General features: G+C 33.5%; 14 protein-coding genes. 4 read left to right on the forward strand and 10 right to left on the reverse strand.

Features of this window, described 5'->3' with window-relative positions; translation table 11 throughout:
* Positions 1-282: 282 nt before the first annotated feature.
* The 7 genes from LQ622_RS12415 to LQ622_RS12445 all read right to left on the reverse strand — a co-directional run bounded on the left by LQ622_RS12415 (position 283) and on the right by LQ622_RS12445 (position 7,525).
* The gene (locus tag LQ622_RS12415) at positions 283-1,905 is read right to left on the reverse strand and encodes a BCCT family transporter (protein ID WP_126477972.1); all 1,623 of its coding nucleotides are present in this window, start codon (positions 1,903-1,905) and stop codon (positions 283-285) included.
* A gap of 339 nt (positions 1,906-2,244) precedes the next feature.
* On the reverse strand, positions 2,245-2,913 hold the full coding sequence (locus LQ622_RS12420; protein ID WP_191092307.1) for an LrgB family protein: 669 nt from the start codon (positions 2,911-2,913) through the stop codon (positions 2,245-2,247).
* Positions 2,914-2,930: 17 nt separating this feature from the next.
* On the reverse strand, positions 2,931-3,314 hold the full coding sequence (locus tag LQ622_RS12425) for a CidA/LrgA family protein (protein WP_037590202.1): 384 nt from the start codon (positions 3,312-3,314) through the stop codon (positions 2,931-2,933).
* Positions 3,315-3,462: 148 nt separating this feature from the next.
* Positions 3,463-4,359 (reverse strand): cidABC operon transcriptional activator CidR, encoded by an 897-nt coding sequence (cidR, locus tag LQ622_RS12430; RefSeq protein ID WP_239775315.1) that lies wholly within the window; start codon positions 4,357-4,359, stop codon positions 3,463-3,465.
* Positions 4,360-4,394: 35 nt separating this feature from the next.
* The gene (locus tag LQ622_RS12435) at positions 4,395-5,729 is read right to left on the reverse strand and encodes a sodium-dependent transporter (protein ID WP_204173494.1); all 1,335 of its coding nucleotides are present in this window, start codon (positions 5,727-5,729) and stop codon (positions 4,395-4,397) included.
* A 70-nt stretch (positions 5,730-5,799) separates the two neighbouring features.
* On the reverse strand, positions 5,800-6,945 hold the full coding sequence (locus LQ622_RS12440) for an FAD-dependent oxidoreductase (protein WP_424353196.1): 1,146 nt from the start codon (positions 6,943-6,945) through the stop codon (positions 5,800-5,802).
* A 16-nt stretch (positions 6,946-6,961) separates the two neighbouring features.
* The gene (locus LQ622_RS12445) at positions 6,962-7,525 is read right to left on the reverse strand and encodes a PadR family transcriptional regulator (protein WP_204173496.1); all 564 of its coding nucleotides are present in this window, start codon (positions 7,523-7,525) and stop codon (positions 6,962-6,964) included.
* A gap of 214 nt (positions 7,526-7,739) precedes the next feature.
* Here LQ622_RS12445 and scdA point away from each other — a divergent pair, with 214 nt between their 5' ends.
* The 4 genes from scdA (at position 7,740) to LQ622_RS12465 (ending at position 10,678) form a co-directional block, all read left to right on the forward strand.
* Complete coding sequence (scdA, locus tag LQ622_RS12450; RefSeq protein ID WP_239775317.1) at positions 7,740-8,423, forward strand: iron-sulfur cluster repair di-iron protein ScdA; 684 nt, start codon at positions 7,740-7,742, stop codon at positions 8,421-8,423.
* 25 nt (positions 8,424-8,448) lie between these two features.
* Positions 8,449-9,204, forward strand: a complete 756-nt coding sequence (locus LQ622_RS12455) for a class I SAM-dependent methyltransferase (RefSeq protein ID WP_126477967.1) — start codon at positions 8,449-8,451, stop codon at positions 9,202-9,204.
* A 58-nt stretch (positions 9,205-9,262) separates the two neighbouring features.
* Positions 9,263-9,700, forward strand: coding sequence for a VOC family protein (locus LQ622_RS12460; RefSeq protein WP_051575467.1), 438 nt, complete (start codon positions 9,263-9,265; stop codon positions 9,698-9,700).
* A 111-nt stretch (positions 9,701-9,811) separates the two neighbouring features.
* Positions 9,812-10,678, forward strand: coding sequence for a nuclease-related domain-containing protein (locus tag LQ622_RS12465; protein ID WP_239775321.1), 867 nt, complete (start codon positions 9,812-9,814; stop codon positions 10,676-10,678).
* 702 nt (positions 10,679-11,380) lie between these two features.
* Here LQ622_RS12465 and LQ622_RS12470 read toward each other — a convergent pair.
* From LQ622_RS12470 to LQ622_RS12480, 3 genes are read right to left on the reverse strand one after another with little or no spacing between them, the layout of a single operon-like run.
* Positions 11,381-12,349 (reverse strand): sugar phosphate isomerase/epimerase family protein, encoded by a 969-nt coding sequence (locus LQ622_RS12470; RefSeq protein ID WP_239775322.1) that lies wholly within the window; start codon positions 12,347-12,349, stop codon positions 11,381-11,383.
* Positions 12,350-12,361: 12 nt separating this feature from the next.
* A complete protein-coding gene (locus LQ622_RS12475) occupies positions 12,362-13,402 on the reverse strand; it encodes a Gfo/Idh/MocA family protein (RefSeq protein ID WP_204255541.1) in 1,041 nt (346 codons plus the stop codon).
* Positions 13,403-13,419: 17 nt separating this feature from the next.
* Positions 13,420-14,136, reverse strand: a complete 717-nt coding sequence (locus LQ622_RS12480; RefSeq protein ID WP_048540505.1) for a ThuA domain-containing protein — start codon at positions 14,134-14,136, stop codon at positions 13,420-13,422.
* Positions 14,137-14,139: the final 3 nt, after the last annotated feature.

Genomic DNA, 14,139 nt, shown 5'->3' on the forward strand with positions numbered 1-14,139 from the left:
ACAAAACTCCTCGGAATTGTTACTAACGGCACCCTTATTTACAAAACTCCCTGGATTTGTTATTAACGGCCTCCTTATTTACAAAACTCCTTGAAATTGTTACTAACGGGCTCCTTATTTACAAAACTCCCTGAATTTGTTACTAACGGCACCCTTAGTTACAAAACTACTCCAATTTGTAACTACTCATGTCGTTATTCACATTTCTCACTAAAATTGCTATTAACAAAATTAAGATATAAAAATTTCCAACAAAATCATGTGATTTTGTTGGAATTTTCTTTATAAGTTATCGTCTTCTTTTTCTGCTCGTACTTGAACGATTCTTAATGATCGTCGTTCAACTGCTTTTAATTTTTCAGCTCGTTCTTCTAATTTAATTCGATCTCCGCCTAGTGTCCGGATAAATGAAACCATCATCATCACAAATATAACGGTTAGTGGCACACTCGCTAATATGGATGCCGTCTTCAAGACGTCTAAGGCGCGTTCTCCACCTACTAACATTAATGAAAATGGCAATAAGCATAATGCAAACGCCCAGAATAAACGATTTGCTTTTAATGGTTCGTCTATAACTTCTTTTTGAGTTGCTGCTGCTAATATATATGATCCTGAATCAAATGTTGTTGCTAAATATAAGAATGCTGAGATTAAGAATAGGACAATCATTACTTTTGGAAATGGTAATTGATGCATCACTTCTATTATAGTGGCTTCAGCGCTATGTTGATTCAAGAATTGAATGACATCAAATTGTCCTGAAATTTGCAAGAACACTGCATAGTTACCAAAGATACCAAAGAATAATACACACCCTAAAGTCCCATAAATAATTGTACCTAATACGACTTCTTTTAACGTACGACCTTTGGAAATTCTGGCAATAAATAAGCCAATAAATGGTGCATATACTAACCACCAAGACCAATAGAATATCGTCCAATCTTGAGGGAAGTTTGTTTCTTTTCTATCACCAATACCGCCAAATGGTTCTAACCATGTAGCCATTCTAAAGAAATTCTTCAACATATTTCCTAATCCTGATACAGTCGTTTCCATAATAAATATCGTTGGTCCAACAATCAGTACGATTCCTAAAATTAAGAATGTTAGCCAAACGTTAATATCGCTTAATTTTTGTATACCTTTTTTCAGACCTGTATAAGAACTAAATGCAAAGATGACCGTAATGATGAGTAAGATAATACTTCTCATAACCATATTCTCACCGTCAAGTCCTGTGAGTCGCTCTATCCCTGCAGAAATCATTGGCACACCTAGTGCTAATGATGTCGCTGCACCGCCTAACAATCCAAAAATAAATAAAATATCTACAATTTTACCGAGTAATTTATCCGTTTGACCTTTTAAAATTGGTCTACATGCTTGGCTGATTTTATAGATTGGTTTCTTCTTAACAAATACTAAATAACCAATTGGCAAAGCAGGTAACACATAAATCGCCCAAGCTATTGGTCCCCAATGAAACATGCCATACATTGTTGCATACTCGAGTGCTTCATCTGTCATACTACCCGCACCATACGGCGGCACTTGATAATAGTATGCCCATTCGATGACACCCCAGTATAGAATGTCTGAACCGATACCCGCGCAAAACAGCATCGAAATCCAACTAAAATTATTAAATTCAGGTTTATCACTTGCTTTACCTAAAGTGACATTCCCGTATTTCCCAAACGCTATGTATAATACAAATGCAAAAACAATCAATCCAAGTAATAGATACCATGCACCTAATGAATCCGAAATAATATCATTGATACTTGTGATGACTTCTTGACTAGCTTTAGGGAATACCATCATCGGTATAACAGCGATAAGTAATACTGCAACCGTCCCATAAAATGTCCACCAGTCCATTACTTTATGTTTCTTCACTTCTGAACACTCCTCGTTGTCGATTAATGTACATCGTTAAATAATCATTTTTAATGAACACGATGATTTAAATCACAATGAAGACGATATAGAAGTTTTAATAAAAATGCAAATTACATACAATGAAAAGCATCATTACTTATGAATAAATATATATAATACGCATTTTATAATCATTATAAATATTGCTACAACGGTTGTGTTAAGTTAAAATTTAACGAACATAACAAATCTAACGTACTTTTATTATGTATTTTTATACATGTTTTATGAATATAAATTTATATAAAAAAGAAGGAAATATGACATGAATTTTGCCATATCTCCTTCTATATCTCATTAAATATAAGTGGTCATTAAATAAAGTACTGGTAACATAATCGCACTGAGTACAGCTGTTAAAATCATACCAATTGTACTAAACGCACCTGCTTCAATATTAGATTCCAAAGCTTTTGCTGTACCAAACGCATGTGAAGCATTACCATACGTTAAACCTTTTGCTAAATCACTTGTAAACTTCGCTTTACTAATATAAAAATTACCTAAAATACTACCAATTAAGCCTGTTGCTATAATAAACATTACCGTTATTGTATCTGTTCCACCCATTTGGTGAGACACTTCAATACCTACTGCTGCTGTCATCGATCTAGGTAAAATTGTGACAATCGTTGAACTCGGATATCCCATTATATATAGAACGCCATAAATGAGGACAAAGTTAACCATGATACCAGCTAATACACTTGAAATAATAATTTTGAAGTTCGCAACAATCAACTTTCTATATTTATATAACGGATAAGCTAAACTCACAACTGAACAATCTAAAAATTGATGAATCCATGAACCACCTACCATGTAGTCTTTGTAATTCATACCTAACACTAATAAAATTGTGACAATCATAATTGAAGCAATCAGTGCTGGATTGAGTATAGGATGTTTATATTTAATTTGTAGTTTCTTAGCGATGATAAAACAAGCTAATGTTAAAAGTACCATCAATAAAGATTGTATAATCAAGATGCATTCTCCTTATCCGGTTTATTAATATTTAAAAACTTCTCACAAACATAACCAGATGACAGTGCTACTAAACTTGTACTCACAATGAGTAACACGATCATAATGATATAACCTGGTCCAATCTGATCTGCAATATCCATAATGCCTACGATGGAAGGCACGAAAAATAAAATCATAACATTAATTAATTTATTAGCACCGACTTCTATCCATCGTTCAGGTAAAATACCTGTTAGAAGTAATAAAAATAATAATGCTAGTCCAACAATACTACCTGCAATTGGTATATGTAATATTTCTTGAAGCCATTTACCAATTTGAGTAATCATATATATGAGAGATACTTGAAATAGTATCTTTATAAACAATTTGATCATATGCGCTCATCCTTTTAATAAGACTTATAGACAATATTATAGGACGGTTCAAAGTATTAATAAAATACATATTATCGATTTAACATATTCTGTATTGGAATAGTTTAAACATGTCATTACTGCTCAAAGCAAAAAACAGGCTAGAACATTATGTTCCGGCCTGCTTCTTGATTAATGATTCTTTTAGAAATAATATCCATTCTTTCGTAACTCTGTTAACATAGGCACCTTTTTTCCAAATTAATCCGAGATGCCAATATATCTTTTCACCTTCAAGTTCAATCATTGTTACATCATCACTCATTTGTTCAGCAATACTTTGTGGCACAATAGATAGACCAAGTCCTCTTTCTATCATATTGCTGATAAAGGTAAGCTGTGATATTTTAGCAACTGTCTTTGGATAGAAACCTTCTTTCCGACAGTTCTCAATAATCATATCTCTTAAATAATAGTCATCGTGAAACAAGACAAATTCTTCATCTTTTAATTCACTGATTGATACTTGATGTCTCTTGGCAAGTTTATGTGACTTATTCACTACTAAAAACAATTCCTCTTTATAAAGTGGCACGCTGTTATATTTAGATGAGTCTACTGGTAATGTCGTCACACCAATATCTACTTCATCTTTATTAATATAATGTTCTACCGCTTTACCGCCACCTTCAGTAACTTCGTATGTGACGTTAGAATATTTACCATGAAAATTCTCGAGACTATCTGTTATAAGATCCACTTTAATCATAGGCGACAAACCTAATCTAATATGTCCACGTTGCACTTCAAAGATATCATTCAATTCGAGCGTCAAATGATCAAATAATGTTAAGAATTCTACCGCTTTATCGTAATATACTTCGCCAGTATCTGTTAGTTTAATGTGTTTTTGTGAACGATCAAACAGCGTGACATCAAATTCATTTTCAAGATTTTTCACAGCTTTACTAATTGTAGATTGCGCTACAAATAAATGTTCTGCAGCTTGGGTCATACCACCATTTCTAACAATTTCCACAAAATATTTTAACTGTTTAAACTCCATTTGCTATACCTCATTTCATGAATTTCATGACAGAATTAAAGCGAACATATAAATACGATAAGTATAATAATTGGAATGATATATCTCATTAAGAACTTCCATAATTTAAACCATTTTAAAGACAGTTGATTCCCCATTTGGAATTCTCTTTTTACAATAGCTTGATCCATTCTAAACGAAATAAATATAGCAATTAGTAAACAGCCAATTGGCAATAATATATTGCTCACTAAATAATCTGTAGCATCAAATATAGACTTTCCAAAAATCGAAACATCTGCAAGAACACCATATGACAGTGATGATGGAATACAAGCGATAAATGTCAGTAATCCTAATATCCACACTATTTTCGAACGTGATCTTTTGCCTTCTTTTTCGAAAGCTGAAATGATAATTTCAAATTGACTAAATGAAGAAGTCAATGTCGCAAATAAGAATAACAGTAAAAATAACGTTAAGAATATTGAACCAAATGCCATTTGGCCAAATACATTAGGTAATACGATAAATAATAATCCAGGACCTTCAGTAGGTTCTAATGAAAAAGCAAATACAACTGGGAATATCGCCATTCCCGCTAATATAGACACGATAATATTCATAATCGATACCGACATAGCTGACGTTGGTAAGCTTTCCTTTTTACTTAAATACGAACTATAAGTAACCATACATGAGAATCCAACAGCTAACGCGAAGAATGACTGACCTAACGCATACAATACGCCTTCAGCTGAGAAGTCTTCAAAGTTGAAACTAAAGAAGAACGATAATCCTTCAGACGCACCTTCTAAAGTTACTGCTCTCACAACAAGAATAATAAAGAATATAAATAATAAAGGCATTAATACATTATTGGCACGTTCAATACCTTTTTTAATACCAAAGTTTAACACAACAACATTCATCAATATAAAGACAAACACACCGATTAATACAGTAAAAGGCTCTCCTATAATCTGTTCAAAGACTTTACCGTAGTTTGTGCCATCTGATATAAGATTGCCTGTTAATCCCAATGCTGTATAGATTGTAATCCAACCACCTACAACACTATAAAAGGATAATAATAAGAAACATCCAATAACACCAAGTCTTCCCGTTATTCTCCATGGTGATTTAGGTGCTAGCGTATCATAGGCCGCAACAGCTTCTTTGTTTGTTGCACGTCCAATGATAAATTCCGAAATCAACATCGGTAATCCAATAAATAATGTAAATATAATAAATAACAATAAGAAGGCGCCACCACCGAATTGACCTGCAACATAAGGAAACTTCCATATTGCGCCAATACCGATTGCAGCACCTGCTGATGCCATAATAAATCCTATCTTAGATGACCATTGATCTCTTTGTTTGACCATGTTATCACTCCATTCAGTTCTTCCTTAATTGAAGTATAACGTAAATTAATCATCTACACAGTAAGAATTTTTATGACATTTGTTCTACATCTGTAAATATACTGCCCATTTTTTCAGCAGCATTATCCGAAAACATTAAATCTAAATTATCTTGAGATTCTTGTGCATGTTCTTCAGAAGCTTTGTACATTTCATCTTCGTAAGCTTTTATGACATCTTCTAAGTTGTCATGATTTTTAAATGCATGTGCTAATAAATACGCGTCATATAAAGCTGTATTAACACCTTCACCTGCGAATGGACTCATAACGTGAGCGGCATCACCTAATAATGTGATATTCGATTGACGTTTCCATTTGAAACCAATTGGCAATTTATAAATTCTTCTAAATAAAGCTTGATCATCAGCGTATGAAATGTATTTTAAAAGGTCTTTATCCCAATCTTTAAAATCTTGTAATAAACGTAATTTTAGTTGTTCAGAAGACAAAGCTTTATACGTATCTAAATCTTTATAAGGCATGCGATAAGTGACATAAACTTTAATTGATCCATCACCGTTCAATTGCCCGAGTATAGCTTGATCACCGCCAAGCGCCATGATTTTACCATTCTTATTAAAAGCAGCTAAATCTGGAAATTGTTGTTTCACATCAGAAATATTTAGTTCGACCATTGAAATACCTGTGTAGCTGATTTCTTGCTCTGTTATAAATGGTCTCACTTTAGAAAATGATCCATCTGCACCAACTACAACATCAAAGATTTCACTCATATTATGATTAAAAGTGACTTTAACTTTATGATTATCTAACGTTTCTATTGCTTTAAATTCATAATGATAGCGGATGTTTTCTGGATTGATTTCGTTAAGAATCATATCGCAAAGTTCACCACGGTCAATCTCTGGTCTTCCACCCTCACCTTCTGCATCATCTTCAAAATACAATGTGCCATCTGGTCCTAGTATTTTTGTATCTTCGCCTTCAAATCTTGCCATACTTTTAAATGTTTCAATAAGACCAGCTTCTTTAATCGGCAATTGACCGGATTCTTCGTGAATGTCTAACGAACCCCCTCTATTGCCATTAATATTGCGCTCACCTTTTTCAAATATCGTAAATGGAATCCCTTGTTTCTGTAATAACAAACCGAGCATTAAGCCACCAGGACCTCCACCTATAATTGCGACTTTATTATTTTTATTGCTATTCAACATGTTTACCTTCTTTTTATTTTTTATATAAGTTTTTCGCTTTTTCTTTTGTTTCATTTATAAATGATTCGAATTTCGCTTTTTTCTCATCATCTTCCACTGCTTCTCTTCCCGCTAACATAATTTCTTTAAATAAATCTCTAAGTTGATTTCGTGCATCTTCCATCGCTTTAATATCAACATTTTGGAATCCTTCTAATCGTTTCGTAAATTCATCTTGATCGATGTTTTCATTTAAAAATGTTTCGCCTTCATCTGTAATTGTATAAACTTTTTTATTACCATCTTTAGAAATTGATACAAAGTCTCTATCTTCTAACATTTGTAAAATTGGATAAACTGAACCTGGACTTGGTGCATAGAATCCTTTGAATCTTTCTTCTAAATCTTTAATGACTTGATAACCATGTTTTGGTTCTTCTTTTAACATTTTTAAAATAATAAATTGTAAGTTCCCTTTCTTAAAGAAACGATCTCTTCCCGGATGTCCGCCAAAACCTCTGCCAAAATCAAAGCCATCACGATTCATCATATGACCTCTGTGATTGTTAAATCTTCCCTCAAAATTTCTTCTAAACATATAATCACCTTTCTCCTTTTCGATATATCGTTATATTATCCGATATATCGAAAAGAGCCAAGCGATATATCGGAATAAATTTTATCGACATCTTTTCATACCATATTTTTTACAATTTTATGTAATTTTCATGGAATTCCCTAATACTGAGAATGTTTCTCATATAATATAATTGAGATATATAGAAGGTAAATATTTTAAAGGAGGTCATTACATGATTACTAAAGAGCGTCATGTTGCTGATGTCGTAACAGATATTCCAAAGTCTGCTGATATTTTTCGTAAATACGGTATCGACTTTTGTTGTGGAGGTGATGTATCCATTGATGAAGCCGTGTCTAATAATAAAAAGGTCGATTTAGAAACATTGTTAAATCAACTCAATAGCATACCTGCCGATCAACAAAATGGCGGAATTGATATTAAATATTTAGATGCTGCTTCACTTATTCAGTACATTCAATCTCGATATCATGAAGGATTGAGAACTGAGTTCCAAAACTTAACACCTTATGTTACAAAGTTGGCTAAAGTTCACGGTCCAAGTCATCCATATTTATTAGAACTAAAGGACTTATATACTAAATTGAAGTCTGCATTATTAGAACATATTGACGAAGAAGATCATCAGTCGTTCCCTAAACTTTTAGATGTATCAGCAGGTAAACAAGTTGAACAATTAAATGAAACCATTACATCTTTAGTTGATGAACATGATGAAGCTGGACAATTATTACGAGAAATACGTGCCATCACAAACGATTACCAACCGCCTCTAGAAGCATGTGGTACATGGAGACTTGTCTATCAACGTTTAGAACAATTAGAACGCGACACACATGAACATGTTCATTTAGAAAACCACGTATTATTTAAAAAATACAAACATCTACTTTAAAAACTTTTTAAAGGAATGATTCATTATGAAAAAAGAAGCTGGACATACATTTTTAGCGAAGTTAGGTAAGAAAAGATTAAGACCTGGTGGAAAAATTGCGACAGATTGGCTTATTAAAAAAGGCCATTTCACGAGAGATAAATATGTATTAGAAGTTGGATGCAATATGTGTACAACAGCTATGCAAATTGCGAAAACTTACGGATGTAGAATTGAAGGTGTCGACTTAAATGCTAAAGCTTTAGAAAAAGGTATTAAAAATGTATCATCTGCAAACTTATCTCATTTAATAAATGTTCAAAAAGCTAATGCCATGAACTTACCTTTTGAAGATGAACAATTTGATATCGTATTAAATGAAGCGATGCTTACAATGTTGCCGATTAAAGCGAAAGAACAAGCATTAAAAGAATATTACCGCGTCTTGAAACCAGGTGGCATCGTATTAACACATGATATCGCCATTATTAATGTTAAATCTAAAGATGAAATTATCCATCATTTAAGTGATGCCATTAACGTTAAAGTAACCCCATTACCAACAGCAGAATGGTATAAACTTTATCAAGATGCTGGCTTCAAACAAATAGAATCGCACATTGGCGCGTTAACACTGATGACGCCAGCTGGCATGATACGAGATGAAGGTGTATTGGGTACGCTTAAAATTATAAAAAATGCCTTAAAAAAAGAAAATCGCTCTATGTTCTTTAATATGTTTAAAACAATGAAACGATATAAAAAAGATATGAATTATATTGTTCATGCTGTTAGGAAATAACCGTCTCAACAGATATAATAGTTATAATATAACTATTAACTGAATTGGAGATGTAAACATGAAATTAAATAAAATGGACCATGTAGGTATAATCGTTGAAGATTTAGAATCTGTTAAAGCATTTTTTAGTACGTTAGGATTGGAACTGATTGGAGAACAAAATATTAACGGTGAATGGATCGGCAATATTTATGGTGTAGATGCTTTAGAAGCAAGCATTGCTATGATGAAAGTTCCTCACGATGAAACAGCTATAGAACTCATACAATTTCGTGACCAATCATCAACGACCAACAAATCTATACATTTCCCAAGAAATGTAGGTGCTAGTCATTTTGCATTTTCAGTTCAAAATATTGAACAAGTTGTAGAACAATTGGCCACAACATCCTCTCAAGTGATTGGAGAAATTACGCAATTCGAAGACATCTACAAATTGTGTTATATCAAAGGTCCAGAAGGTATTTATATCGAATTAGCAGAAAAACTCAAATAAGTTATAATAAAAACATTTTGGAAATCAAGATAATCGGTTTCTAAAATGTTTTTATTTGTATTTTAGTGGAATATTATATATAATAAATGTAAAAAAATAGGAGGTTGATAGATGGTACTCACACGATATAATAAGGCAATCTTTGGTCGAATAGATGCCAATCAAGACACCCAGGAAATTTATCGACAAATCCAAGGAGAAGAAGGTGAACAAATTGTACAACAAATGTTAGATAAAGAACTTAAGTTAAATTATGTACATAACATTGAATTAAATATAAAGAACCAAATTCAACTCGATTTCCTCATTGTAGATGATGATAAGATGATTAATTTAGAAGTCAAACACTATAAAGGCGACTATTATATCATCGATAATCAAATGAAAAATAGTTACGGGAACATATTCCAAACCCCCTTTTCACAAATGAAAAGAGCCGAATATGAACTCGAATTGATTAAATCACATCTCAATATTAAACGAGATATTATATCTTATCTCGTATTTACAAACCCCACATTTACACTTCACTCTGACATACCTAATCGTAAACAGGTACTGTTACCAACAGAGTTACACAAAATTCCTAAGTTATTTAATAATTTTAAAGTAGACGAAAATAGAGCCATCCTCAATAAAATCAAAACACTTAAACAAGATTTTTCGAAGACCTACCCTAGACATATAATTCCATTCGAACAAATCAAACCAGGCTTAAGATGCCCACATTGCCGTAATATCAACCAAATACAATTAGATAAACGAATGCGATTCGGTCATTGTATGTATTGCTCAAGACATATACAGAGACAGTTACTCTACTTAGAAAATTTAAAAGAATTATACGTATTAAAGAATGGGCCATTTACATTGAAAGAAGCAGAATTGTGGTGTGGTGGGGATAAATGGGCAATTAGGCAAATATGTAATAAATATTTTAAGAAAGAAGGTGATTATATGTACCGATACTTCTTATGAGGCAACTAAAATGTATGTTTGTTTGTAACTCGTGAGTTTATTTCTGCTTTAACTCACATCTTTGTGAATCTCGTGAGTTTATTTCAACTTTAACTCACATCTTTGTGAATCTCGTGAGTTTATTTCAACTTTAACTCACATCTTTGTGAATCTCGTGAGTTTATTTCAACTTTAACTCACATCTTTACGAATCTCGTGAGTTTATTTCTGCTTTAACTCACATCTTTGTGAATCTCGTGAGTTTATTTCTGCTTTAACTCACATCTTTGCGAATCTCGTGAGTTTATTTCTGCTTTAACTCACATCTTTGTGAATCTCGTGAGTTTATTTCTGCTTTAACTCACATCTTTACGAATCTCGTGAGTTTATTTCAACTTTAACTCACATCTTTACAAATCTCGTGAGTTTATTTCAACTTTAACTCACATCTTTGCGAATCTTGTGAGTTTACTTCAGCTTTAACTCACATCTTTGTGAATCTCGTGAGTTTATTACAACTTTAACTCACATTTTTACGAATCTCGTGAGTTTATTTCAACTTTAACTCACATCTTCGGGGCTCTCGTGAGTATATTTCGACGTTAACTAAGATTTTTACCTCAAAATCGTCGCCCTCCACTCACAGACCCCATCCCCCTAGATTCACCCCCCTCAAAAATAAAAACCATGGTATCAGCCCTCAAGCTGAAACCATGGTTTTCTTCATGCCCACCATATATTATCTAATGATTCGTTTATATTTACTGCTTGTAAATTATGTGCTGCTTTTTGGAATCCTTCTTCTACTGACATGATTGGGTCTTCATGTTCTATACTCACGACATAATCATATCCGTTGATTCTCAATGCGCTTATAATATCTCCCCATACTTGTGGGCTATGTCCATAACCGACTGTTCTGAATGTCCAAGCTCGTGTTTGAACTGAACTATACGGCTGCATGTCTGTTAATCCGTACATATTGACATTTTCTTGGTCGATATAAGTATCTTTTGCATGAAAATGATGAATCGCACCAGCTTTACCTAAAATTTTAATAGCTGCTATCGGATCAATGCCTTGCCACCATAAATGACTTGGATCTAAGTTCGCACCAATCGCATCGTTTGTCGCTTCTCTAAGTTTTAAAAGTGTATGTGGTGTATGTACTGAGAATCCAGCGTGTAGTTCAATACCTATTTTAACGTTGTGGTCTTTAGCAAACTGCGCCGCTTCTTTCCAATAAGGTATCAACTTCTTCTCCCATTGCCACTCTAATATTTCTGAGTATGCTGTTGGCCAAGGTGTTACTGGCCAGTTTGGATGTTTAGCGTCTTCATCTGATCCTGGTATACCTGAAAATGTATTAACAACTGGGACACCTAGAATCGAAGCTAATTTTACCGATTTAATAAATGTTTCATGTGCTTGTTTAGCATGTTCTTTATCTGGTGAAACAGGATTGTCATGACAACTAAATGCACTGATTTCTAATCCACGTTTCTTGATAGCATCCATAAATGATTGTCTTTTACTTTCATCTTCTAACAATTCATCTACATTACAAAAATGGTTACCCGGATTCCCACCTGTACCGATTTCGACCATTTTCAATCCTGAATCTGCAACATGATCTAACATTTCTTCAAACGTTTTATCTTGAAAAAGTACTGTAAATACACCAATTTTCATATGTAACACCCCTTATTTTATTTTAACACTCATTCCTTGTTCACTACTTTCATAAATTGCATCTATTAATGCACTCACGCGTCTAGCTTCTTCAGGTTTCACGACTAACGACTCTAGTCCTAAACAACTATTCACAAAGTTTAAAGTCTGACGTTCTGCAGCAATATTTTCATTATGTTCAGCATATGCTTGTTCGTTGAAAAATGTACCAAATCGAGGTTGATAAATTTCAAATGGATAAAGGTTAATACCCCCATCTACACCAGACATACTTAAGTGAATTTTATCTTCTTTAATATTCGCAGACCATGAGCATTCGAACTGCATCGTTGAACCGTCTTCAAATGTTATAAATGAAGATACATGGTCATCTACTTCAAACGTTTCATGATCAAACGTTCCCCAATCATTGATTTGATTAGGTGTCTTACTCAAACGATTGTACGTCTTACCTAATACTTCGACTGGTTTCGCATCCGTTTGTAACCATAAAGCAAGGTCTAATAAATGGCATCCATAATCAATTAGACTGCCGCCACCTTGAAGTTGTTTATTTGTAAACACACCCCAACCTGGCACTTTTCTTCGACGCAATGCTTGTACTCTCGTTACAAGCGCATCACCTACAACACCTTCATCAATTGCACGACGAGCTGTTATTGCGGCATCTGTAAAGCGGTAATGATAGCCTATTGCGAGCACTTTACCGGATTGATTTGCCGCTTCAATCATTGCATCACATTCTTTGCGATTCATAGCCATTGGTTTCTCACAAAATACATGTACACCTGCATTTAACGCTGCAACAGTTATTTCTGCATGAAATTTATTTGGTGTACATATGACGACCGCATCTACACTATTAAACATCTCCTCATATTCAGAAAAGACATTTGGAATTTGAAATTGTGATGACACTTTTTTAGCGAGTTCTTCATTAATATCTTGTACACCCACAATTTCAACTAAGTGATTTAATTTTTGTAAAGCTGGTATATGTCTGTTTTGTGCGATACCGCCGACACCTATAACACCTAGTTTAAGTTTATCCATAAATATAATCTCCTATTTTATTTCTTACTAATTTCTTCTAAAGGTTGTGCGTTACCATATTGATGTTTTGGTGTGCGGTCATTTTTCGCCCACTTAACAGCATTTTTAATAACTTGTTGAATTTCTTCATTATAATAAGTAGGGTAACTTTCGTGTCCCGGTCTAAAATAAAAAATCTTTCCGTTTCCGCGCTTAAATGTTGCACCACTTCTAAACACTTCTCCACCTTCAAACCAACTAATAAATATAGTTTCATCTGGTGCCGGTATATCAAAGTGTTCGCCGTACATTTCTTCTTTTTCTAATTCAATATATTGCCCTAATCCATCTGTAATTGGATGTGTTGGATCAACTACCCAAAGTCGCTCTCTATCATCTGCTTCGCGCCATTTCAAATCACATGTCGTACCCATCAAACTTTTGAATATTTTAGAGAAATGTCCAGAATGTAACACGATAAGACCCATACCATCTAGTACACGTGCTTTTACTTTTTCGACGATTTCATCTTTCACTTCATCATGTGCTTTATGACCCCACCATAACAAGACATCAGTCTCAGCTAATACTTCATCCGTTAATCCGTGTTCCGCTTCATCTAATGTTGCTGTTTTAACGTCATGTTCTTCACCTAAAAATTCAGCAATAACATTGTGAATACCATTAGGATAAACTGCTTTAATTTCTTCACTTTCTACTTCATGTCTATATTCATTCCATACTGTTATGTTCATTAA

The sequence above is a fragment of the Mammaliicoccus sp. N-M50 genome, assembly GCF_022386995.1.
In the GTDB taxonomy this organism is placed as follows: domain Bacteria; phylum Bacillota; class Bacilli; order Staphylococcales; family Staphylococcaceae; genus Mammaliicoccus; species Mammaliicoccus sciuri_A.